At 44.1% G+C, this 21849-nt stretch carries 21 protein-coding genes and 1 riboswitch; of the genes, 12 read left to right on the forward strand and 9 right to left on the reverse strand.

What is annotated here, in order from left to right:
• Nucleotides 1–40: 40 nt before the first annotated feature.
• From AC0YOD_RS18025 to AC0YOD_RS18040, 4 genes are all read right to left on the reverse strand, one after another.
• Nucleotides 41–1120, reverse strand: coding sequence for a Gfo/Idh/MocA family protein (locus tag AC0YOD_RS18025; protein ID WP_475800708.1), 1080 nt, complete (start codon nucleotides 1118–1120; stop codon nucleotides 41–43).
• Nucleotides 1121–1151: 31 nt separating this feature from the next.
• On the reverse strand, nucleotides 1152–2102 hold the full coding sequence (locus AC0YOD_RS18030; protein ID WP_475800709.1) for a cupin domain-containing protein: 951 nt from the start codon (nucleotides 2100–2102) through the stop codon (nucleotides 1152–1154).
• 43 nt (nucleotides 2103–2145) lie between these two features.
• Nucleotides 2146–3150 (reverse strand): Gfo/Idh/MocA family protein, encoded by a 1005-nt coding sequence (locus AC0YOD_RS18035; RefSeq protein ID WP_475800710.1) that lies wholly within the window; start codon nucleotides 3148–3150, stop codon nucleotides 2146–2148.
• A gap of 149 nt (nucleotides 3151–3299) precedes the next feature.
• Nucleotides 3300–4151, reverse strand: a complete 852-nt coding sequence (locus tag AC0YOD_RS18040) for a helix-turn-helix domain-containing protein (protein ID WP_475800711.1) — start codon at nucleotides 4149–4151, stop codon at nucleotides 3300–3302.
• A gap of 131 nt (nucleotides 4152–4282) precedes the next feature.
• Between AC0YOD_RS18040 and AC0YOD_RS18045 the strand changes: the two genes are divergently transcribed.
• Nucleotides 4283–5575, forward strand: coding sequence for a Gfo/Idh/MocA family protein (locus AC0YOD_RS18045; protein ID WP_475800712.1), 1293 nt, complete (start codon nucleotides 4283–4285; stop codon nucleotides 5573–5575).
• Nucleotides 5576–5595: 20 nt separating this feature from the next.
• Nucleotides 5596–7002 carry a glucuronate isomerase gene (uxaC, locus tag AC0YOD_RS18050; protein WP_475800713.1) on the forward strand — a complete coding sequence of 469 codons (1407 nt, stop codon included), beginning with the start codon at nucleotides 5596–5598 and terminating at the stop codon, nucleotides 7000–7002.
• Between the two features lie 3 nt (nucleotides 7003–7005).
• On the opposite strand, the gene AC0YOD_RS18055 is transcribed toward uxaC, so the two are convergent.
• Nucleotides 7006–7278, reverse strand: a complete 273-nt coding sequence (locus AC0YOD_RS18055; protein WP_475800714.1) for a hypothetical protein — start codon at nucleotides 7276–7278, stop codon at nucleotides 7006–7008.
• 102 nt (nucleotides 7279–7380) lie between these two features.
• Between AC0YOD_RS18055 and AC0YOD_RS18060 the strand changes: the two genes are divergently transcribed.
• Nucleotides 7381–8115 carry an SDR family oxidoreductase gene (locus AC0YOD_RS18060; protein WP_475800715.1) on the forward strand — a complete coding sequence of 245 codons (735 nt, stop codon included), beginning with the start codon at nucleotides 7381–7383 and terminating at the stop codon, nucleotides 8113–8115.
• 130 nt (nucleotides 8116–8245) lie between these two features.
• On the opposite strand, the gene AC0YOD_RS18065 is transcribed toward AC0YOD_RS18060, so the two are convergent.
• The gene (locus tag AC0YOD_RS18065; RefSeq protein ID WP_475800716.1) at nucleotides 8246–9457 is read right to left on the reverse strand and encodes an aspartate aminotransferase family protein; all 1212 of its coding nucleotides are present in this window, start codon (nucleotides 9455–9457) and stop codon (nucleotides 8246–8248) included.
• 243 nt (nucleotides 9458–9700) lie between these two features.
• Between AC0YOD_RS18065 and AC0YOD_RS18070 the strand changes: the two genes are divergently transcribed.
• On the forward strand, nucleotides 9701–10735 hold the full coding sequence (locus AC0YOD_RS18070; protein ID WP_475800717.1) for a dienelactone hydrolase family protein: 1035 nt from the start codon (nucleotides 9701–9703) through the stop codon (nucleotides 10733–10735).
• 678 nt (nucleotides 10736–11413) lie between these two features.
• Here the strand turns inward: AC0YOD_RS18070 and AC0YOD_RS18075 are convergent.
• Nucleotides 11414–12286 carry a helix-turn-helix domain-containing protein gene (locus tag AC0YOD_RS18075; protein WP_475800718.1) on the reverse strand — a complete coding sequence of 291 codons (873 nt, stop codon included), beginning with the start codon at nucleotides 12284–12286 and terminating at the stop codon, nucleotides 11414–11416.
• Nucleotides 12287–12427: 141 nt separating this feature from the next.
• Between AC0YOD_RS18075 and AC0YOD_RS18080 the strand changes: the two genes are divergently transcribed.
• From AC0YOD_RS18080 to kduD, 6 genes are all read left to right on the forward strand, one after another.
• Complete coding sequence (locus AC0YOD_RS18080; protein ID WP_475800719.1) at nucleotides 12428–14401, forward strand: glycoside hydrolase family 127 protein; 1974 nt, start codon at nucleotides 12428–12430, stop codon at nucleotides 14399–14401.
• 140 nt (nucleotides 14402–14541) lie between these two features.
• The gene (locus tag AC0YOD_RS18085) at nucleotides 14542–14934 is read left to right on the forward strand and encodes a GntR family transcriptional regulator (RefSeq protein ID WP_475801028.1); all 393 of its coding nucleotides are present in this window, start codon (nucleotides 14542–14544) and stop codon (nucleotides 14932–14934) included.
• A gap of 51 nt (nucleotides 14935–14985) precedes the next feature.
• Nucleotides 14986–16095, forward strand: coding sequence for a DUF1648 domain-containing protein (locus tag AC0YOD_RS18090; RefSeq protein ID WP_475800720.1), 1110 nt, complete (start codon nucleotides 14986–14988; stop codon nucleotides 16093–16095).
• A 152-nt stretch (nucleotides 16096–16247) separates the two neighbouring features.
• Entirely contained in the window at nucleotides 16248–17078 is an 831-nt protein-coding gene (kduI, locus tag AC0YOD_RS18095; RefSeq protein WP_475800721.1) for a 5-dehydro-4-deoxy-D-glucuronate isomerase, read from the forward strand.
• 25 nt (nucleotides 17079–17103) lie between these two features.
• Nucleotides 17104–17898, forward strand: a complete 795-nt coding sequence (locus AC0YOD_RS18100; RefSeq protein ID WP_475800722.1) for a DeoR/GlpR family DNA-binding transcription regulator — start codon at nucleotides 17104–17106, stop codon at nucleotides 17896–17898.
• Nucleotides 17899–17902: 4 nt separating this feature from the next.
• Complete coding sequence (gene kduD / locus AC0YOD_RS18105; protein ID WP_475800723.1) at nucleotides 17903–18658, forward strand: 2-dehydro-3-deoxy-D-gluconate 5-dehydrogenase KduD; 756 nt, start codon at nucleotides 17903–17905, stop codon at nucleotides 18656–18658.
• Between the two features lie 176 nt (nucleotides 18659–18834).
• Here the strand turns inward: kduD and AC0YOD_RS18110 are convergent, their stop codons facing one another.
• Nucleotides 18835–19260 (reverse strand): hypothetical protein, encoded by a 426-nt coding sequence (locus AC0YOD_RS18110; RefSeq protein WP_475800724.1) that lies wholly within the window; start codon nucleotides 19258–19260, stop codon nucleotides 18835–18837.
• A gap of 5 nt (nucleotides 19261–19265) precedes the next feature.
• Nucleotides 19266–19428, reverse strand: a riboswitch (cyclic di-AMP (ydaO/yuaA leader).
• A gap of 97 nt (nucleotides 19429–19525) precedes the next feature.
• On the reverse strand, nucleotides 19526–19879 hold the full coding sequence (locus AC0YOD_RS18115; RefSeq protein ID WP_475800725.1) for a winged helix-turn-helix transcriptional regulator: 354 nt from the start codon (nucleotides 19877–19879) through the stop codon (nucleotides 19526–19528).
• 149 nt (nucleotides 19880–20028) lie between these two features.
• Between AC0YOD_RS18115 and AC0YOD_RS18120 the strand changes: the two genes are divergently transcribed.
• Nucleotides 20029–20793 (forward strand): DODA-type extradiol aromatic ring-opening family dioxygenase, encoded by a 765-nt coding sequence (locus tag AC0YOD_RS18120; RefSeq protein WP_475800726.1) that lies wholly within the window; start codon nucleotides 20029–20031, stop codon nucleotides 20791–20793.
• Nucleotides 20794–20821: 28 nt separating this feature from the next.
• Entirely contained in the window at nucleotides 20822–21574 is a 753-nt protein-coding gene (locus AC0YOD_RS18125) for a GTP cyclohydrolase II (protein WP_475800727.1), read from the forward strand.
• The last annotated feature ends 275 nt before the right edge of the window (nucleotides 21575–21849 follow it).

Raw genomic sequence — 21849 nt, forward strand, 5'->3', positions numbered from 1 at the left:
GCCTTGTCTAATAGACTCGGCTGGCTTCTTTTTTGGTTGCTTATAGGTAAACCGCTTTACCTGTTTTGGACGATTCATAAATCGCTTCAAGAATTTGTGAAACGACGAAGGCTTGCTCCGGCGTCACGACAGGATCGGTATCCTCGTCAATTGCTTTTATCCACATTCTCATTTCAAGATCTGCATCCGTTTCGGTTTTGCCGTCATAGAAAGCAACGCCTCCAGCTTTTAGATCCACATTCGTTGTGTACAAACGGCTGTGTTTCTCACCATTGATGCGAAGACCATCCTTCATGTCTGCGCCGCCCTCAGTTCCTGACAAGGAGCATTTTGCTTCGTCAACTTCGAGCGTATTAAGTGCCCAGCTGGATTCAAGCATAATCGTAGCGCCATTCTCCATAACAACCATACCGAATGCGGAATCTTCAACAGTAAATTTGGCAGGATCCCATGGGCCCCAAGCATTCGCTGCATTTTCACGCTGCGACAGCTTGTGGTAGGACGTACCGAGTACAACCTTCGGCTTGTAGTTATCGAGCATCCAAAGCGTCAAATCAAGCGCGTGAGTTCCGATATCGATAAGCGGTCCGCCGCCTTGTTTCTCTTCGTCAAGGAATACGCCCCATGTAGGTACAGCACGACGGCGAATGGCATGTGCTTTCGCGAAATAGATATCACCAAGCTCGCCAGCTGCGCAGAGCTTTTTCAGATGCTGACTGTCTGAACGGAAGCGGTTATTGTAGCCTACAGTAAGCTTCTTGCCCGTACGACGAGCCGCATCTACCATACGCTGCGCGTCATGCGCGGTTTTCGCCATAGGCTTCTCGCTCATGACATGCTTGCCTGCTTCCAGCGCATCGATAGAGATGTCTGCATGGGAGTCATTTGGCGTACATACATGGACGATTTCGATGGTTGAATCTTTAAGCAATTCTTTGTAGTCCGTATAAACGCTTGCGCCTTCTGCGCCATATAATGCTGCTGCTTCAATAGCGCGATGCTCAACGATATCGCAAAAAGCGACGATTTCAACGTTAGTTAGTTTTTTGAGACTTGGCAAATGCTTGCCGTTCGCAATACCACCGCAACCGATAATAGCTAGCTTGTATATTTTTGACATGATAAAATTCCTCCTAATTAATGAAATGGATTTATGGAGATAATTTCTGACGCGAGCTCTTTCGGTATTGAGAAGGGGTGACGCCAAACTTTCTGCGAAATACAGCATGCAGGTAGTTGCCGCCGGTAAAGCCGGCCAGCATGGCAATCTTCTCAATAGACCGATCAGTGTTTTCCAGCTCGCGGCATACTACCTTCAATCTAATATCTTCTAAAATACGACTGAAGCTATGTCCGTGGTGGAGTTCTTTAAAGAGCCGCTGAATATGCCTTGCACTTAAATTGAGCTTGTCTGCAACAGCTTCGAGCGTGATAGGACCATCATAGTTGGCATATATGTATTCCATCGCCAACCGGTACCGGTAAGCCTTCATATCTCGGGTAGGTAATTGCTGCTGGTCCTTCTCGGTATCATAGGCCCTTACTGCGCGAAGTAAAATTTGAATGACGGTTTGCTTGATTGTGGTATAGCTGCCGACAAAATTTTCGCTGCATGCCTCATATGCTTCTAGAAAGCGAGGCATGGCATGGTAAAGATCGGTTGCCGGGATTGACGGAAGCGTTCTCAATTTCTCAATACAATCTCGCGCTTCCGCACTCTCCCAATGATCGGCAGATGACGGAGAATCATTAGAATTCTCTTGCTCCGTGCGATCGATAATATCAACATGAAGACAAAGCTCATCCATGGCTTCATGTTGATCGGCTTCCTGATAGTGCATGATGTCTGGTCCTGTTAAATAGAACATTCCCGGCCTTAACGCATACTCCTGATCGACAATGATGACCTTGCCTTTGCCTCTTGGAATGAAATGAAACTCATATTCCGCATGTTTATGAAAGCCAATAATTCTCCCAGGCGGAAATTGCGTCATATGGAAGCGAAGCACATGAATGTCGTACGGCCCCCATCTGATGCAAAGCTCCAAGCGCTCAAGCACATCTCTCCGCTCAAGCATCATTTCATAAGGAAAGCTAGGCATGTCATCGCCTCCTGAGCGTACGTAATGTAAGTAGATTTTTGGGTTATTGGGTTAGTTCATTCAGGCTGACAGCACGGTGCTCATTGACAGAACGATTGGATGCTTCCATCAGCTTCGTTAAATCAATGGCTAAGCTAATGTTCTCATCCGCTGTTGTGTTTTTCTGGATATGCTCTACCCATTGATGAAAAGCACTTTCTCTAGCCGCTGGAATCGGTTGTGCCGTCCATTGCTCAGAGAGCTCAGAGCCAGCCGATGATGTGCGAAGCAGCAATTTCTCTTCAGGCGTGCCGTAAAGCAGCGTTCCTTCTGTGCCATGCACCTCAATCGTAAATGGAGAATAGTTGTTTACAAAGCCAGCTTCAACAATTCCAACAGCTCCAGATTGGGTGGATAAAACAGAAACAGCATTATCTTCGACTTCTTTGCCAGTTACATAACCAAATTGAGCGGATACCTCAGTAGGGAGCTCATTTAGAAACAGTCTGGTCAAATACATCGGATGACAACCTAAATCGATTAAAGCGCCGCCGCCGCATTGCTCCAAATTGTAGAAATGCTCTGGAAGCCAATTCGCAATAGCGCCGTTATGTGACAAACGCGCCCGAACGAGAGTGACCTTGCCAAGCAATCCCTTAGACAAAATTTCGCGAATAGCTAGCGTATAGCCGTCATTAAGACGAGGCAGCGATACCGTTAATTTTACATTATTTTTAGCAACTTCATCCAGTATAATATTAACATCCTTCAAGGTTGCGGCTATGACCTTCTCTGTAAAAATATGCTTGCCTGCTTTTGCAGCAGCAACCATTACCTCTGCATGCATCGAGGTCGGCGCATCAACGATAACGGCATCGATATCATCTCGCTGCAGCATTTCCTCAAGGTTTGCATGGAAAGGAACCTCAAGCTTTGCTGCCGCCGCTTCTCCGCGTTCCTCATTCTCATCCCACACAGCGACTATTTCTGTATCTGGATGCTCCTGTGCTTGCTTTGTATAATCCCAAGCGTGTACATGCCAATAGCTAATTTTACCAATTCTAATCATCTGATCATCTCTCCCAGAACGACGAATATGAAGCAGGTTATGTTTATATAATATTATGACAACAATTATAATCTAACACATTTATAATCTTATTTTTAGTGCAATTTGGTGACTATATTTATACGAAATCACGACATTTATCATATATATTATACATACTGCTTACGATAACCACGAGGAGAGAGACGAGTTGTTTTTTTGAATGTTTTACCAAAATGGGAAAAGTTATCGAAACCGACAGATGCTGCAATATCCGTAATGCTTAACGCAGATTCTCGAAGCAGACGCTGTGCCTCCTTTATTCGAGTTAGAATGACGTAATCCGAGAACGTGAAGCCGGTCATTTCTTTAAACATGCGGCTCAAGTAATAGGGGCTTATAAAAAACTGTTGGGCAAGCGTGCCCAGCCGCAGCGGTTCTTCGTAATGAGCATTGATATAGCGGATGACCTCAGATATTTTGGCATGAATAGGGGTGTCATTATGCAAGGATACGGGTTCATGCTGTTCTAAAAATCTAGCTGCGGTTAATAAAAGCTCGGTTACCGCGCAGCTAGGAACTAGCTCATAGCCGGTTCCTTTTACGCTGATTTCCGTCAACATTTTTCGAATGATTCCTTCGATAACGAGCTGCTCTTGCCTGGGCAGACGAATAATATGACCCTGCTGCTGAAACGGCGTCAATAGAAAGGCAGAGTGATTAGAAGACAGGCGCTTGATTGTGGCATCGTCAAGATGAATGATAACACGCTCATGCGAGGCTTCGCCGGTTTGCATCGTTTTGTGAAGCTCATTTTTATTAATAAAAACAAGATCGCCTTGTTCTACGGAGTAGGATCGGTCACGGATAAAATAGATACGCTTGCCAGAGAGCATATAGTAAATTTCGTAATAGTCATGATAATGCTCATCTGACATTGTAAAAGGCTCTGAACGCTTCATATATTCAATGTAAAGCTCGGATGTGGAGCCGAAGCTGTAGGTTTCGGACGAATCAGCCAAATGAATGCTCTCCTTTCTTATTTGAACGCAAGAAAAGCGGTGTTTATAGAAAATATAGCATAATTTGAAGAGAAATAAATGAATATTATGCGTAATATGAAAATAAGCAAATCAGAGGAGGAGTTTTTCTAATGACAAAAAAACGTTATGTATTAGTAGGCAGCGGCGGCAGGGCAGAATTTTTTTACGGTGCTCTTGCAACCGATTTCAGAGAAACCTCGGAGCTGCTGGCATTTTGTGATATAAACCAAACTCGAATGAATTATGCTAATAAGATTCTAGTTGATAAATACAATTATGAAGCAGTAAACACCTATAAATCGAATGAATTTGATCGCATGATTGAGATAGAGAAGCCGGATGCTGTCATTGTGACAAGCTTGGATCGCACACATCATACGTATATTATTCGCGCTCTTGAGCTAGGCTGCGACGTGGTAACGGAGAAGCCGATGACAGTGGACGAGAAGAAGTGTCAAGAAATACTGGATGCAGTCGAGCGTACAGGCCGTAATGTTCGCGTTACTTTTAACTATCGTTATGCGCCGCATCATACGAAGGCAAGAGAGCTGATAGCAAATGGTGCGATAGGCAAAGTGACTTCCGTTCATTTTGAATGGCTGCTTAATACGGAGCATGGAGCTGATTATTTCCGCAGATGGCATCGCAACAAATCGAACAGCGGCGGCTTGCTTGTACACAAATCGACGCATCATTTCGATCTCGTTAACTTCTGGATTGGGTCGCAGCCGGAATCGGTATTCGCCTTTGGCGATCTTCTATTCTATGGAAGAGAAAATGCAGAGGAACGTGGTGAAACGAAATTCTATGAGCGTGCGACAGGAAATCCAAATGCGGAAAATGATCCTTTTGCGCTGCACTTGGATAAAAATGAGCATTTGAAATCGATGTATTTGGATGCGGAACATGAGGATGGCTATCGCCGTGATCAGAGTGTATTCGGAGACGGTATTAATATCGAAGATACGATGGGCGTCCTTGTACGCTACAAAAACAATGCTATTCTAACCTATTCATTAAATGCTTACTTGCCGTGGGAAGGTTACCGCATTGCATTTAACGGTACGAAAGGCCGCTTGGAAATGAACATTGTCGAGAAGTCATACGTCAATTCTGGCGGAGAGAAATCGCAGGAAGGCGCTTTGAAGGAGAAAACGATTAAGGTATTCCCAATGTTTGATGCGCCTTACGAGGTTGAAGTCGAAGAAGGCGTCGGGGGTCACGGCGGGGGCGATCCTGTATTGCTCAATGATTTATTTGGAACGCCAGTAGAGGATCCTTTCAATCGCGCGGCGAATCATATTGATGGCGCGCGTTCAATTCTAACGGGTATCGCTGCTAACCGTTCCATACAGACGGGGCAAGCGATTCAGATTGATGACTTGGTCAAATTTTACAAATAGGATATGGGGGAATCGCTGAAATGAAGCCATTTATGGACGACGATTTTTTGCTATCAAACGAAACGGCTGCCCGTTTATACCATGATTATGCGAAGGAAATGCCTATTATCGACTATCACTGTCACTTAAGCCCACAGCAAATTTACGAGAATACGAGCTTTGCGAATCTTACAGAGGCCTGGCTCTATGGTGATCATTATAAGTGGCGGGCTCTCCGTGCAAATGGGGTAGAGGAGCAATATGTTACAGGCGGCGAAGGCGTAACCGATTATGATCGCTTCCTAGCTTGGGCGAAAACAGTCCCACAAACGATTGGCAATCCGCTTTATCAATGGTCGCATCTGGAGCTTCGTCGTTACTTTGGCGTGCATGAGCTCATTAATGAAAAGAATGCGCCAGCCATTTGGGAAGCGGTTAACGCCAAGCTAGCGGGTGGTTCCTTTAATGCGCGTGATCTCATCAAAATGTCCAATGTCGAGGTTATTTGTACGACGGATGATCCGGTTGATTCGTTGGAATACCATATTGCGATTAAAGAGCTGCCGGATTTCGATGTGCAGGTACTGCCATCCTTCCGTCCAGATAAGGTGCTGGAGATTAACAGATCGACCTTTTTAGAATGGATAGGAAAGCTTGGAGCAGTAACGGATCAAAAAATAGATCAATATGATGTGCTGCTTAATGCGCTCGCGGCGAGAGTGTCGTTCTTCAATGAGGCAGGCTGCAAGGTTTCGGATCACGCCCTTGATTATGTGGCATATGCAGATACAACGATGGATGAAGCGGCAGCTATTTTTGCCAAAGCGCTGAATGGCGAGCAGGTAAGTCTAGAAGAAGAGAAGAAATACAAGACCTATACGCTGCTATTCTTGGGACGCTTGTACGCAGAGCATGGCTGGGTGATGCAATTCCATATTAACGCGGCACGCAATAATAGTTCCCGCATGTTCGGCAAGCTGGGACCAGATACAGGCTTTGACTCCATCAATGATAGTGCGGTTGCTTATCCACTTGCGAAGCTGCTTGATGCGCTGGATAAAGATGATTTATTGCCTAAGACGATTGTCTATTCGCTTAACGCGAAGGATAATGACGTGCTCGGCTCCATCATTGGGAGTTTTCAAGGCGGCGGTGTGCCGGGTAAAATTCAACTGGGATCAGCTTGGTGGTTCAACGATACGAAAAACGGCATGTTGGAACAAATGAATGCGCTTGCTAATCTTGGCCTATTAAGCCGCTTTGTTGGGATGTTGACGGATTCACGAAGCTTCCTATCGTATACAAGGCATGAATATTTTAGACGTCTGCTCTGTAATTTACTTGGCGAATGGGTCGAAAATGGTGAGGTGCCTCACGACATGGAACTGCTCGGGGATATGGTTCAAAATATTTCTTATCGGAATGCCAAGCAATACTTCGGCTTCTAAATATTATGGGACGTTCTGTATTTTCGCTGGCTTGGCGGGAGCGGCAGGACGTTTCTTTTTGTCCATTCGATAGGCAGCCATCACATATTTAAGCATTTGAGGTCCTGCGAAGTTAGCGGCAATGCCAAATAGCTCAGAATGCGCTGCTATTCGGCAAAATAAATAAAACGCAGAGCCTCCGATCAATTCGAAGGCAATAAATTCTTTCCACTTCCATGCGGGAAGTACATAGACTGTAAATTCTTTGTTTTTGCCGGCTCGAGCTGTCTTACGCACAATTTTATCCTCCTGGTTATAGGCGCATTACAATTGTATTTAGGGTATGCGGAGCTGCTTTTCCAACATTCGTGATATTGAAAAGAAAGGGAGTGAAACGGCATGAATCCAACAGCATTCGTTACAGGAGCAGATCGTGGAGTCGGTCTCGCATTGGCAAGCGGTTTGCTTAGGCGGGGATACCGTGTATTTGCAGGGCAATATGGAGTGGAGGAAGCGTCGCTTAAAAAGCTGGAAGAACAATATGGAAAACAATTGCATGCCATTAGGCTGGATATTTCTACGGATGAAAGTGTAGCAGGTGCATTTCGACAGGTATCTGATCAAACCGATGTGCTTGATCTGCTCATAAATAATGGAGCTATTTTGGGAGATATAAAAGCAACGATTCATGACGAGCTGAATTACGACGAAATGATGAGTGTGTTTAATGTGAATACGTTAGGAAGCTTGCGAATGAGCCAGACATTCATGCCGCTGCTTTTAAAAAGCCAATCGAAATTTCTAGTGAACATTTCCTCGGAAGCGGGAAGTATTAGCGATTGTTATCGAGATAGCTGGTATGCGTATGGGATGTCGAAGGCAGCGCTGAATATGCAATCTAAGCTTATTCATAATGGGATTAGACCGCTTGGAGGAAGAGTGCTGGTCGTACATCCCGGCTGGGTGCAAACCTTTATGCAGGGTAAGCTTGATGCCGATGCGGCAATTACGCCAGAGCAATCAGCCAGTTCTATTATTAAGCTAATTGAAGCTAGATTGAGCCCGGAGTGGACAGCAGCGGTAGATGCAGCATGCCAATATGTTGATTACGAGGGAAATGAGATTGACTGGTAGCGAATGAGATAATAGTTGAACAACATTGAGAATGTCGGATTTGAAGCTGCTGAGCGAGCCCTGCATTTATATCAGTAATGAGATTATTCATCTACAGTGCTCGCTAGCTACTTCATTATTTACACATTTGTTATACGAATTTCAGTTGTCCGAATGCTTTGCGAAGCTGTGAGAGCATTTCATCAATGTCTTTTTGGGTTACGATTAGAGGTGGAGAAAGACGAATCGTTGATGGGTTTAGTGCATTGATGAGTAAGCCTTCGAGGAAGCATTTTGCTGCAAGTTCTGTACTTGCACCCTCTGGAACGTCGAAAGCAAGCAGGAGCCCCTTGCCGCGAATGTTCGAAATGGCAAAGTCACGAGCCAGCTCGCGCAGCCCATTAATCAGATACTGTCCTTGCCGCTCGGCATTGGCTGTTAAGTTTAGCTCCAATACCTCTTGAAGCACTGCATACCCAGCTGCCATTGCCAGTGGTTGACCGGAATAAGTGCCACCTTGATCACCCCGCTCAAACAAATCATATTTACTCTTCGTTAACATGGCAGAGAGAGGAAAACCGCCGCCGATACCTTTGCCAAGCGTCAAAACATCCGGCTGAATCCCAAAATGCTCAAATGCAAATAGTTTCCCTGTTCTGCCAATGCCTGTTTGAACTTCATCAAAAATAAGCAGCATGCCGTACATATCACAGATTTTGCGCAGTCCAAACAAATAAGCCTCATCTACGGAATGAATACCGCCTTCTCCTTGCACAAGCTCCAGCATAATAGCACAGGTATTATTGTTAACAGCAGCAAAGCAAGCATCAAGATCATTGATTGGAACATGCTTAAAGCCTTCTACCTTCGGAGCATATAAATGCTTCCACTGCGCTTTGCCCGTTGCTGACATGGTAGCAAGGGTACGTCCGTGGAAACTGTTTTTGAGCGTAATAATTTCATATGCCCCGTTCATATTTACTGAGCCATGTTTTCTTGCCAGTTTTATCGCGCTTTCGTTCGCTTCAGCGCCGCTGCTTGCAAAAAATACTTTATCCATACCGCTCACTGAAGTGATGAGCTCGGCTAACTGAATTTGAGGCTTGTTATAGTAGGCAGGGCTCGCATGTACTAACGTCGATGCTTGAAGGGCTATCGCCTTCTGAAGCACAGCTGGGGAATGCCCTAGGCCGGTAACTGCCCACCCAGCCGTAAAATCCAAATACCGCTTGCCTTCTGTGTCCCACAAATACATTCCTTCGCCGCGCTCCATCACAACATCTGGCCGACGAGTTGTAAATAAAATGGATTTGTCCGCTGCTGCAAGCAAGCTGACTGTTTCTTTTGCTTCCGTATCAATCATTATCCATCACCCGCTTATTGAAATAGTATTGTATAAATATACAACGTTGAGAATAAAAATACAATAGGGTGATATCTAGATTTATGCTCATGAATATCACAGTGCTTTGAAGGCAGCTAAAAACGTATTCCAGAGAAGGACTGTAGTAGAAGCGTGTTTACGGTATAAATTCTATCGAAACGAAATAGATTAATTTGCGTATTCAATAAATAAAGCGTTTACATTTTTTTGGGGGTGAGGAGCATGTGGAACGGAGATTCTTTTTTAGAACGGCTGTATGATGAGGCGATTGAGAAGCATCAGCAGGATTCGAAGTTCGAAATGAGGAATGAGCGGAGACCTAAGTTAAAAGCTACGCTTCGAAATGCAATTGGAGCATTTGAGTCTAACAGTGATCATACTCCGAAAGTACTGGAAAGAGTCGAGTGTGATGGATATATTCGTGAAAGAGTGGAGCTGTCAGCTACGCCGGATCTAACCTTTGCTGCCTACGTGCTAATACCAAACCATCCGAGCGGCACGCTGCCTGCTGTTGTAGCGATCCATGGTCATGGCTATGGAAGTCGGGAAATTGTTGGCTTGTTGCGGGATGGCTCGCCTGATGAGGGAGTGCCCGGCATTCATCAGCATTTTGCAATAGAGCTAGTGAAACGCGGGATGATCGTCATTGCGCCTGATGTGATCGGCTTTGGGGAACGCAGATTGCTTGCGGATTTTACAAATAATCCAGAAGCGCCAAACTCCTGCTTTAAGCTTTCAACACAGCTTATGATGCTTGGAAAGACGCTTACTGGGCTTCGGGTTAAGGAAGCCTTAAAGGCTTTTAATTATTTAGCTACCCGTCCAGAGGTTGATTCCACTCGTATTGGTCTTATGGGATTCTCCGGAGGCGCGTTAGTTGGGTATGCAGCTTCTGTTTTAGAGGCGCGTATTAAAGCTACTGTGCTGACAGGGTTTACGAATACGGTTAAGGATAGTATTTTTGCCGTCAATCACTGCTTGGATAACTATACACCCGGCTTACTTGTACATGCAGAGCTGCCGGAGCTGATTGGACTTATCGCTCCAAGAGCATTATTTCTTGAATCAGGAGAAAGTGATCCTATCTTCCCAATTGAGGGCTTCCGCAAAGCTGCTACGGAAATTAAAGAGATTTACGCAGCGGAGGGAGCAGAGGATAAGCTGGAAACAGACGTGTTCCCTGGCGCTCATGAAATAAGCGGTCGTTTATCTTATGACTGGTTAAAGAAGACGCTTGTTGAAAATACGATATTGTAATAAGCGACCAATACGGTAACAGTAAGAGAGACGGATGCATAAATGCATTTTACGTAAGAGAGTGGGAAATGCAAGGATGCACTAAACTACCCCTTGCTTCCTCAACGTCCCTCTCATTACCAATTGAGCTGAAATGATTGTCGACCTAGGAATTAGAGCTAGAAACTAGCTCTAATGGGGCTAAACTAACCAAAATGAGACAAATAGAGCTAGAAATTAGCTCTAATAAGCCCGTTCTCGCTGAAATGGGGCTCGAATGTGCCTCAACTAAGGGAATAGAGCTAGAAACTAGCTCTATTCTGATCAAACTAACCCAAATGAGACAAATAGAGCTAGAAATTAGCTCTATTTAGCTCGTTCTCGCTGGAACTGGGCTCGAATTGCCCTTTAACTGAGGGAATAGAGCTAAAAACTAGCTCTAATGGGGCCAAACTAACCAAAATGAAAAAAATAGAGCTAGAAATTAGCTCTATTCAGGTCGTTCTCGCTCAAACTGGGCTCGAATACCCTACGACTAGGGGATTAGAGCTAGAAACTAGCTCTATTCTGATCAAACAAACTCAAATGAAACAAATAGAGCTTGAAACTAGCTCTAATAAGCCCCTCCATCAAGCTTAAAGCCAACTACCTTCACTCAAGCGCCTGATTCATCCCTTTCAACTACCTGCAGTCTTGTCCTTATTCAGTAAATTGCTTACGGAATTTACTCGGTGAGAGTCCCATTTTGCTTGTAAAGCAATTGGAGAAATAAGGTGTGTTTTCAAAGCCGACATACTCTGCTACTTGGGCGACGGGCCACTCTGTCTTTAAGAGCAACAGCTTCGCTTGTTCAAGTCGGTATCTAGTTACATATTCTATCGGCGTGACATCATATACCTGCTTCATGCATCTTGTGATGTAGTTATAGTGAAAATTAAGGGTTTCTGACAACGTTTTACTCGATATTTCTAAGCGATAATTATTTTTAATGTAGGCTTCTGTTTTCTCAGCAAGCTTCACTGCCGGACTCGTGTAGGTGTCATTTTGACGTAAATCCATCATGCGGAGCAACTCCTCAAAGCTCTGCTGCTGCACCCAGAAGGAGCTGGATTGACGCTCGGCTTCCGCTTTGTTTAATTTGCGCATCAATTGGAAAGCTTGCTCAGGATAAGGAAGTGTCCATTGCTTTTGCAGATGCAAGGAGTAGGGGGAGGTTAGAAAAATATTATAATGCGCCTCGTGGTTTAAGCTGGAATGCTCATGATCAGTCTGCTGCCACTCTCCAACGGTATGGAAATGAATCCAATAGAAGCGTGTAGCTTCCTCGCAAGGCTTTACGGAGTAATGATAACGATCAGGAAGCAGCAGCAGTGTTTGTCCTGCGGTTAACTGCCAGTGCTGCTCCTCTTCTCCAATAAATAAACAACCGGATTCCACTAGAATCAAATCGAATTTTCCAAGCTGTTTTCGATTGGGATGCTGTTCTCCAGGCTCATAGTGCGTCGAGCCGCTTTCCAAAAAATAAGGAAGCGGAGGCGCGGCGAAATACAGTTGCTCACTTGTCTCATTCATTCCCGCTCAGCCCTCTCTATCATTTGTGTGAAATTTTATAAGAAATAGGTTTGATCCGCTTATATTTATGTTCTATTGTAACGCATACAATAGAACTTAGCAGCATGCAATTGGAATGATAACAGAGAGGTGTGTTGGAAAATGGGACAAAGTATTCATTTAAATAGGACAAAGCCAGTTTCTCTTAGTCAGGTTCAAATAACAGATGATTTTTGGGAGTTTTACATTGATTTAGTACGTGATGTCGTTGTGCCTTACCAATGGGACGCGATTAATGATAGGGTAGAGGGCGCTGAGCGCAGCGGAGCGGTTAGTAACTTTAAAATAGCTGCGGGGTTAGAAAAAGGCGATTTTTATGGTTATGTTTTCCAAGACACAGATGTTGCAAAATGGCTTGAAGCTGTTGCCTATTTACTTGTTTCGAAGCGGGATGAAGCGCTAGAGCAGATTGCTGATGAGATGATAGATATTATCGGACAAGCCCAGGAGCCAGACGGCTACTTAAATACTTACTTTACCATTAAGGCTCCTGAGCTTAAATGGACTAATTTGACGGAATGTCATGAGCTTTACACTGCGGGTCACATGATCGAAGCAGGGGTTGCTTATTATCAAGCTACAGGTAAACGGAAGCTGCTGGATATCGTGTGCCGGATTGCAGATGACATTGCTGTCGTGTTTGGAGATGGACCTGGGCAGATTCCTGGATACGACGGTCATCAAGAAATTGAGCTTGCGCTTGTGAAGCTTTACGAAACGACGGGAGAGCGCAAATACTTAGAGCTCAGTCTCTATTTTGTCAATAAACGCGGTGAGAAACCCAGCTTCTTCGAGGAGGAAGCCGAGCGCAGAGGCTGGACCAGTTATTGGAGCAAAAACAGAATCCATATTGATCATGCCTATTTTCAAGCGCATGTGCCGGTTCGTGAACAGGATGTGGCAGCGGGCCATGCAGTAAGGGTTGTGTACATGCTTGCGGGAATGGCAGACGTTGCACGCGAAACAGGTGATCAGTCTTTAGTAGAAGCATGCCGCAGACTGTGGGACAACATTGTTTCCAAGCAAATGTATATCACGGGCGGTATCGGGTCGATGGCAGAGGGCGAAGCGTTCTCATTCGATTATGATCTGCCAAATGATACGGTTTATGCGGAAACCTGTGCCTCCATTGGTCTCATCTTTTTTGCACACCGTATGCTTCAGCTAGAGCCAAACAGCCGTTATGCAGACGTAATGGAGCGGGCTTTGTACAATACGGTTCTTGCCGGCATGTCACGTGACGGAAAGCATTTCTTCTATGTTAATCCTCTTGAGGTTTCGCCTGAGGTATGTGACGGACGGAATAAAAATTTTAAGCATGTTAAGCCAGTTCGTCAAGAATGGTTTGGCTGTGCGTGCTGCCCTCCGAATATTGCACGATTGCTGGCTTCATTGGGCGAGTATATGTATGCTGTTAGCGGTCAGACGATATATTCTCATTTGTATATTAGCGGAGAGGTTGAGCTTGCGATTAATAAAGCCAAAATAAAGCTTAATCAGCAAACGAGCATGCCGTGGGAAGGGACAGCACAGTATGAGATAACAATGGAGGAGCCTGTTACGTTTGAACTTGCGCTGCGGGTTCCGGATTGGGCATCCAAGGCAGCTGTAAAAGTAAATGGTGAAGTTTATGAGGTTACAGGTAAAATAGTTGACGGTTATGTAAGAATTAATCGGGAGTGGAATTCAGGTGACATGGCCCAAATTCAACTTGAAATGCCGATCTTGAGAGTAAGAAGCCATCCCCTTGTGAAACAAAATGCGGGTAAAGTTGCTTTGCAGCATGGACCGCTTGTTTATTGCATAGAGGAAGCTGATAACGGAGATCAGCTTCAGCAAATGCTTTTACCACAGGATGCTAAGCTAGAAGTATCCCATGTTAACAATCTTGTTGGAGGTATTAGGGTTATTACAGGGGAAGCGAAAAAACTGCATTTTGAAGAATGGGGTAATCAGCTTTACCGGTCGAATGGAAAACCAGCGCTGGAGCAGACCAGCTTAACCTTTATTCCTTATTATGCATGGGCGAATCGTGGAAAAGGCGAAATGAGCGTTTGGGTCAAGGAGCTATTGTAGTTGTAATTATTAATAGATAATTAAAAAAGGAAGATGCTGGATCTTTAATTTCCAGTCATCTTCCTTTTTTATTGACCTAATTCCAGTTTGTCTGTTATAGTATATGTATAACAGATATAGCGGAAAAGGTGGTGACCATGATCTTTATTAAAATCAATTTGGAATCGGATGTTCCGCTTTATACGCAATTGACGAATCAAATCATTGAAGGAATTGCGAGCGGATCACTTGCACGTGGAGAACCGTTGCCTTCCGTACGCTCACTCTCCTCGGATCTAGGTATTAATATGCATACCGTTAATAAAGCCTATACAGCTTTAAAGCAGGAGGGATACGTTGAGATTCATCGTCAGAAAGGTGTTGTTGTTCAGCGAGAACTTCCTGAAGCAGACGAAGCATTCTATCAGCAGTTGGAGGAAAAGATGAGACCGATCATCAGCGAGTCGATATGCCACAATGTAAGCGAGGAAGCGCTGCTGGATTTATGCCGCTCTATTTTCAAAAAAATACGTTCAGCTGGCGATGTGAGTTAGTTTTACACAACTTTCCAAAATAATCTGCTAATGAAAGGTTGGTCATATTAGATGGAACAATGGACTGTTTGGCTACTGCTCGTGACAATTTTTATTCCTATAAGCTTTGTATTTATTGCAACTCCATTTCTTACTAGACGAACGGAAAGCTTCGGTATTTCTGTTATAGAGGAAGTTTACTGGCATCAGGATGTTCGGCAGATGAGAAAAAAATATGCATTTCTTCTGACGGTTCTTCATGCGATTCTTTTTATTATCACTGCGGTAAGTCTGATCAAGCTTTCAGATGAGGGGCAAATTTCAATAGCGATTGGCGGTTATACGTGCGCAGTGATCGTGATATCCTTTGCTACGTATCTCTTCTTCCATTACAGGATGAAGAGAATGAAACGTGAACGGCAATGGGGAAGTCCCGTCATGCAGACTGTAGTTGTTGACACTTCATTTCGGCGAAGCAAGCTAACCGTATCTTCATACTGGTTTATTCCGCATATTTTGCTAGCCTTAGCGACACTGATCCTTGTTATTTCGTTTTATGATCAATTTCCGAATGAATTGATTCTTAAGTATGATTTTTCAGGAAACGCTACTCATGTAGTGGATAAATCTCTTTCAGCTTTACTATGGCCTATTGCTACTCAATTCATATTAATTGCTGTGTTCCTCTTTATTAACTACAGTATTGTCATCAGTAAGCAGCAGATTGATGTTGCAGATCCAGAAGCCTCACGTCAACGCAATATTATTTTCCGTCATAGCTGGTCCGTTTTTATTGTTGTTACTGGATTTTTCACGACACTCCTATTTTCATTTATTCCTCTAGCTCAGTTAATGAAGCTTAATCCGATTAGTATTCTAGTTGTATCCATGGTAGTTCCAGGTATGATTACGATTGGATCCATTTGGTTATCCATCCGTTTAGGTCAAGGAGGGAGTCGTATTCGTATTGAAGGAAGTGCAAGCGCGGTCGGAAGCGGGGTCTCCGATGATGATCGTTATTGGAAGCTTGGCGGCATTTACTACAATCCTGCTGACCCGGCTCTGTTCTTGGAGAAACGCTTTGGCATCGGCTGGACCATTAATTTTGGTCATAAGTTATCGTGGGTAATTATGGCTGCTCTCGTCGTTATCATCATCATTTCGATTCTGATGGGAGATTAAATAAAGCAACAGAACTAATCTGAACAATACTCTAATAGGTATCTCCTAATAAGTTTGGACACATATGTTTGAAAAATATACTGTTTACGTTCGTTAATGTGTGTTACAATTAAAAACGAACCAAAACAAACTTATTAGGAGGTTTTACCCCAATGGAAGTTCGTCACACAACAAACCCAACTGATGTAAAGCAATATACGACAGAGCGTCTTCGCAGCGAGTTTTTGATTGAGAGCTTGTTCCAGCCGGATCAAATTAAAATGACATATACGCACTATGACCGTATGATCGTAGGCGGTGCTAGTCCTATTAATGAAGCGCTTGAGCTTGCGGATCCGGAAACGTTGAAAACGGAATATTTTCTAGAGCGCCGCGAAATCGGTTTTCTTAACATTGGCGGACCTGCATCGATTTCCGTTGACGGTGAAACCTATGAATTGAATAAGTTAGATGTTCTATATGTAGGTAAAGGAAAACGTCAAGTACTGCTATCCAGCCTAGATAAATCAAACCCTGCTAAACTCTATTTCTGTTCCGCGCTTGCGCATGCAGAAATCGCTACTCGTAAAATGACAATGGAAGAAGCGAATCCAACTCATCTTGGCTCTCAAGAAACATCCAATGAGCGGATTCTTTATAAATATATTCATAATGACGGTATTCAAAGCTGTCAGCTCATGCTTGGCGTAACAAGTCTGAAAACAGGAAGTGTATGGAATACAATGCCGTCACATGTGCATGATCGCCGTATGGAAGCTTATCTGTATTTTGACATGAACGACGATGCGCGCGTATTCCATATGATGGGTGAGCCTTCCGAGACAAGACATCTTGTTGTAGCGAATGAACAAGCCATTATTTCACCGCCTTGGTCGATCCATTCTGGAGTGGGCACAAGCAACTATACGTTCTGCTGGTCAATGGCAGGCGAGAACTATACATTTACAGACATGGACGCAGTGCCTGCTAGCGAGCTAAAATAGAAGCAATCCCTACTGGAGGTGCTCCATGCTTGCTGCTGAAAGGCATCGAAAAATTATTGAGAAATTAGAACAGCTTGGCGCGGTTAAGGTTTCCGAGCTAAGTGAACAATTCGGAGTGACAGAAAAAACGATCCGTGAGGATTTAGAAAAGCTTGAAGAGAAAGGGCTTCTTAAACGTACGCATGGCGGGGCGGTTTCTGAAGTGAACGGTGAGGATAGCTTGTTTCCTCTACAGTTCCCCAATAGTAAACATGGGCAAGAAAAGTCAGCTATTGCTGCGCTTGCTCTTACCTGCATTGAGCCAAATGATATTATTGCACTTGATGCTGGGAGCACAACGCTAGAAATGGCGAAGCGCCTTCCAAATATACCGATAACGGTCCTAACGAATGATTTGCTAATTATTCGAGAGCTAACTGCGAAAGATCAAGTCAGACTTGTCGTGCCTGGAGGGTATCGCCATAATAATTTGCTTATCGGCGCCGAATCACAGGAGTGGATCAAACGTCTGAATGTTCACAAGTTGTTTCTATCTACGACGGGTATCCATTTGGAGTACGGTCTTACTATATTTACGGAAGAATTGACGAAGGTCAAACGGCTCTATATGGAAAATGCGAAAACGATTTATTGTCTTGCGGATCATAATAAATTCGACAAAGGCGCATTGATTACATTTGCGGGCTTGAATGAGATCCAATACATCATCACGGATGATGGCATTGAACCTGAGGTAGCAGCAAAGTATGAGGCAAACGGTCCTGTAATACTGAAAGCTGAGCTTCCGAATGGCTCAAATCGCAATAAAGGAAAGGTGTGAAAACATGAGTTTGTTCGATTTGACAGGGAAAATAGCTATCGTTACAGGCGCTGGGCGAGGTCTTGGAGCAGCTATTGCAATAGGGCTGGCACAAGCAGGCGCTGATGTAGCACTTGTTACAAATAGTACGCCTGCTGATAAAACGGCGGATCAGGTTCGTGCGTTTGGACGGAGAGCCATAACCATTCAGGCGGATATTTCCGATCGTACGAAGCTTTCATCCATCATTGACCGTACAGTTAATGAACTGGGACGAATTGATATCTTAGTAAATAATGCCGGAATTATTCGTCGCACACCTGCTGCTGAACATAGTTACGAGGATTGGCAGGATGTACTTGATGTCAATTTGAATTCTGTGTTCGTACTTTGTCAGCTTGCAGGCAAGCACATGATTCAGCAGGGCTCAGGAAAAATCATTAATGTGGCGTCCATGCTTACCTTCCAAGGCGGCATTAACGTACCTGGTTACACTTCAAGCAAGCATGCGGTTGCTGGACTAACAAAGGCGCTTGCGAGTGAGTGGGCGAGCAAAGGTCTGCAAGTGAACGCGATAGCGCCTGGCTATATGAGCACGGATAATACGGAAGCGCTTCGTGAGGATCCGGTTCGCAGCGCACAGATATTGCAGCGGATTCCAGCCGGACGCTGGGGAACGTCTGAGGACTTAATTGGTCCGGCAGTATTTTTGGCCTCTGCGGCTTCTGATTATATGAATGGTCATATTATGGCTGTTGACGGCGGCTGGCTAGTTAAGTAATGGGCATATTCAATTTTATTTAATAGGATAGGACTGTCTTGTTGCAGCTTTGGCTGCAGGAGGATAGTCCTTTCTTGTGTTCATAATCTGGAGATCAAATTAAAAAAGCCCTCCGGCATACTGAGGTTCAGGGGAACCAAAGAAACCGGAGCGGCTTTTTTGCTCGCGAAAATGTCTTAGAATAAAGAAATATAATTCACCGAGCGTTGTCGCAATACGAATTCTTCTGCATCGCGTTCAATAGGTATTTGTTCTTCTGGTCTTGTCGTTACTTGAGTGACGGCAGTAACAAACAATTCGAAAATACGTCCGTCTTGATCGGACTTGTCATACTGGAAATTTTGAAGCGGCGGAAGGGATACGTTACCAATAAATGAGATAAGGAGATCGCTGTAGCGATCTAAGTCAATGCTTTCCTCGGTATCTGCTACAAAAAGCTCGCTCCAACCATAGCCTTGATTGCTTGTTAATCGAAGACATACGCGAAAGCCTGCGGCATCAACTGCGATAGCGGGGATTACGAATAATTCAATTCTTGAGACGGATAAGGAAGGGGACTGATCGATGAAAAACGGTACATGGTTTTCAGATTGACAAAACATAAATAAACCTCTCCTTACTTCGCTTACGAGGTTAGCTGTCGGATTCGGGTTAGAGAGTATGCCCTACCAGGGTTACAAATTCCTGGATTCACCCCTTGCGAGCCGTGAATATCACGATCGCGTTGGATCCCCCGCTTTTTCATTTGAAAAATTCAGCGTGAATGTGGTTTGCCTTTAATTTTAAACGTATACGGTTTATTTGTAAACCCTACGATTAAATAAATGCATATAAATGTAAAAAGAAAAAAGCCCTAAACTGAGGAAGCTAGGGCTTTTTTACATCATTGAATAGCTGCTCAGTGGCTGGTCCAGGGGCGATCCAATCTTGCGACCATACTTGTATTTCCCGAATAATCGGCTCAAGTGCACGTCCTTTCGCCGTTAAAGAGTATTCTATACGTACAGGTATTTCGGGATAGACGTGTCGATCGACAATACCTTCACTCTCCAGATCTTTAAAACGTTCAGACAGCAGTCTGCCACTGATAGGCAATGCAGATTGAACAGCACAGAAGCGCTGAGGTCCAGACAATAATTGAAATATGATTAGGCCGGTCCAGCGTTTGCTAATGATATCCATTCCTTTTTGGAAACGGGGACAAAGGGCTGGTTGATCCATGCTTATCACCTCTCTTGATTTGAAATTAAGTATAACTCCAATAACTAATACATACAAGCAAACATGGATAATGTTAATTACTTGACTAACATTAGTTATGAAATTATAATTAGTTACAAATAGTAAGTGAAATAAGAGGAGCGATACTTATGAAACCTTTATTTCTAGCACATGGATCACCAATGCTCGCAGTCGAGCAAAATGAATATAGTCAGTTTCTTCAAAGAACAGGAGCAAGCTTAAAGCCCGAAGCGATTGTTATTTTTACTGCGCATTGGGAAACCGAGGCTGTTACGATCTCATCGAAGGATGATGAGTATGAAACCATATATGATTTTTACGGCTTTCCAGATGAGCTGTACCAAGTGAAATATCCAGCTAAAGGATCAACGAAGCTAGCAGCTGTTGTTGGTCAATTGCTTACAGCGAAAGGCATTGCGATCGCATATAATGAGGATCGGGGACTTGACCATGGCTCATGGACGCTCTTGAAGCATATGTTTCCAAAGGCTGACGTGCCTGTCGTTCAAATATCGGTCAATCCTTTCCGTTCCCCAGAGGATCAGTATGCGATCGGAGAGGCGCTTCAAAGCTTGACCGCTCAAAATATTCTGATTATCGGCAGCGGCGTAACCGTTCATAATTTGCGTGAAGTGAAGTGGGGTCAGAAAGAGCCTGAGAGCTGGGCTGTTGCGTTCGATGAGTGGCTCATTGATAAAATGAACAGCAAGGATATTCATTCCTTGTTACAATATGAAGGGCTGGCACCTCATGCCCGAAGAGCTGTACCGCGTACGGAGCACTTTGTTCCCCTATTTATTGCAATGGGCAGCGGGAACAGCGATTCTGCGCCAAAGGTCATTTATCGCAGTTATGAGTTTGGCACTTTGAGTTACTTGTCATTCGAATTTTGATATCCTATATATAAGAAGGTGAAGCAGCATGATGAAGCCCAATATTGCGGCCATTATTAAAGATAAGCTTAAATATACACAAAACGGCAATAAAGATATTTATGTGATTGGCCCTGTTAAGCTGCCGGTTGAGCTGGATGGAGAAACGAAAATATTCCATTGGTACAGCTGGCTTCAGAAGGAATCAGGCGAGAAGCAATCCGCAGAGCAGCTAGTTGAGGAGCTGAATGAGTTCCACTATGCTGATCTTCAACAATCCAGTGTTCTCGTGTATGGTGATTTCGAAAATAACGAGGATGCGCTTATTCGGATGCACAGCATCTGCCATACGGGCGATATATTTGGAAGCGCAAGATGTGATTGCGGCTTTCAATTGAAGCAATCCATGCGTTTAATTAGCGAGCATGGCACTGGCGCTCTATTTTATTTGGCAAATCATGAGGGTCGCGGAATTGGCTTGTTCAGCAAAGCAATTGCTTATTTGCTGCAAGAGGATGGTCTTGATACGGTTGATGCGAATACAGAGCTTGGTTTTGCGGATGATTCACGTGATTACGGCGATGCAATTGCGGTGTTGAAGCTGCTGCGTGCTTTGCCGGTGTCGATCATTACAAATAATCCACGTAAGGTAGATGCGCTTCGCAAATCTGGCTTAAGTGTTGCAGGCAGAGTGCCGCTTTGGGGAAATACCTCTGTTTATAATGAGAAATATATTGGTACGAAGAGAAATCGCTCGGGTCATTTTAAACAAGAATCCGATATGCAGGTAAGTATAAAATAAGGTAAGTAAAGCAAAAATAGAGATGATGGACGGCATAAGCTTAACCGAGCAGGGCGATTGCGGATTAATCGAATATAGCAAGCCTAAAAAGCTTGTAAACGCGCACCAATATTGGAAAAAATAAATATAGATGACATTAGAAAGTGTAATGTTGTTTCTGGTCTATGGCTATGATGGATTAACCCGTCATAGCTGCTTTTGCTTATGAAACCATGAAAAAAAAGCTGGATGGATATCGCTCACAAATGTGACAAAAAGGCTTGTGAAATAGCCAA

The organism is Paenibacillus sp. J31P13, from assembly GCF_056269295.1.

Bases quoted from the DNA above. Each gene is read 5' to 3' on its own strand.
- AC0YOD_RS18080 (WP_475800719.1), top strand. From the start codon at position 12,428: ATGGGACAAAGTATTCATTTAAATAGGACAAAGCCAGTTTCTCTTAGT.
- AC0YOD_RS18035 (WP_475800710.1), bottom strand. From the start codon at position 3,150: ATGATTAGAATTGGTAAAATTAGCTATTGGCATGTACACGCTTGGGAT.
- AC0YOD_RS18065 (WP_475800716.1), bottom strand. From the start codon at position 9,457: ATGATTGATACGGAAGCAAAAGAAACAGTCAGCTTGCTTGCAGCAGCG.
- AC0YOD_RS18100 (WP_475800722.1), top strand. From the start codon at position 17,104: ATGCTTGCTGCTGAAAGGCATCGAAAAATTATTGAGAAATTAGAACAG.
- AC0YOD_RS18025 (WP_475800708.1), bottom strand. From the start codon at position 1,120: ATGTCAAAAATATACAAGCTAGCTATTATCGGTTGCGGTGGTATTGCG.
- kduI (WP_475800721.1), top strand. From the start codon at position 16,248: ATGGAAGTTCGTCACACAACAAACCCAACTGATGTAAAGCAATATACG.
- AC0YOD_RS18060 (WP_475800715.1), top strand. From the start codon at position 7,381: ATGAATCCAACAGCATTCGTTACAGGAGCAGATCGTGGAGTCGGTCTC.
- kduD (WP_475800723.1), top strand. From the start codon at position 17,903: ATGAGTTTGTTCGATTTGACAGGGAAAATAGCTATCGTTACAGGCGCT.
- AC0YOD_RS18045 (WP_475800712.1), top strand. From the start codon at position 4,283: ATGACAAAAAAACGTTATGTATTAGTAGGCAGCGGCGGCAGGGCAGAA.
- AC0YOD_RS18030 (WP_475800709.1), bottom strand. From the start codon at position 2,102: ATGCCTAGCTTTCCTTATGAAATGATGCTTGAGCGGAGAGATGTGCTT.
- uxaC (WP_475800713.1), top strand. From the start codon at position 5,596: ATGAAGCCATTTATGGACGACGATTTTTTGCTATCAAACGAAACGGCT.
- AC0YOD_RS18075 (WP_475800718.1), bottom strand. From the start codon at position 12,286: ATGAATGAGACAAGTGAGCAACTGTATTTCGCCGCGCCTCCGCTTCCT.
- AC0YOD_RS18070 (WP_475800717.1), top strand. From the start codon at position 9,701: ATGTGGAACGGAGATTCTTTTTTAGAACGGCTGTATGATGAGGCGATT.
- AC0YOD_RS18115 (WP_475800725.1), bottom strand. From the start codon at position 19,879: ATGGATCAACCAGCCCTTTGTCCCCGTTTCCAAAAAGGAATGGATATC.
- AC0YOD_RS18090 (WP_475800720.1), top strand. From the start codon at position 14,986: ATGGAACAATGGACTGTTTGGCTACTGCTCGTGACAATTTTTATTCCT.
- AC0YOD_RS18120 (WP_475800726.1), top strand. From the start codon at position 20,029: ATGAAACCTTTATTTCTAGCACATGGATCACCAATGCTCGCAGTCGAG.
- AC0YOD_RS18110 (WP_475800724.1), bottom strand. From the start codon at position 19,260: ATGTTTTGTCAATCTGAAAACCATGTACCGTTTTTCATCGATCAGTCC.
- AC0YOD_RS18125 (WP_475800727.1), top strand. From the start codon at position 20,822: ATGATGAAGCCCAATATTGCGGCCATTATTAAAGATAAGCTTAAATAT.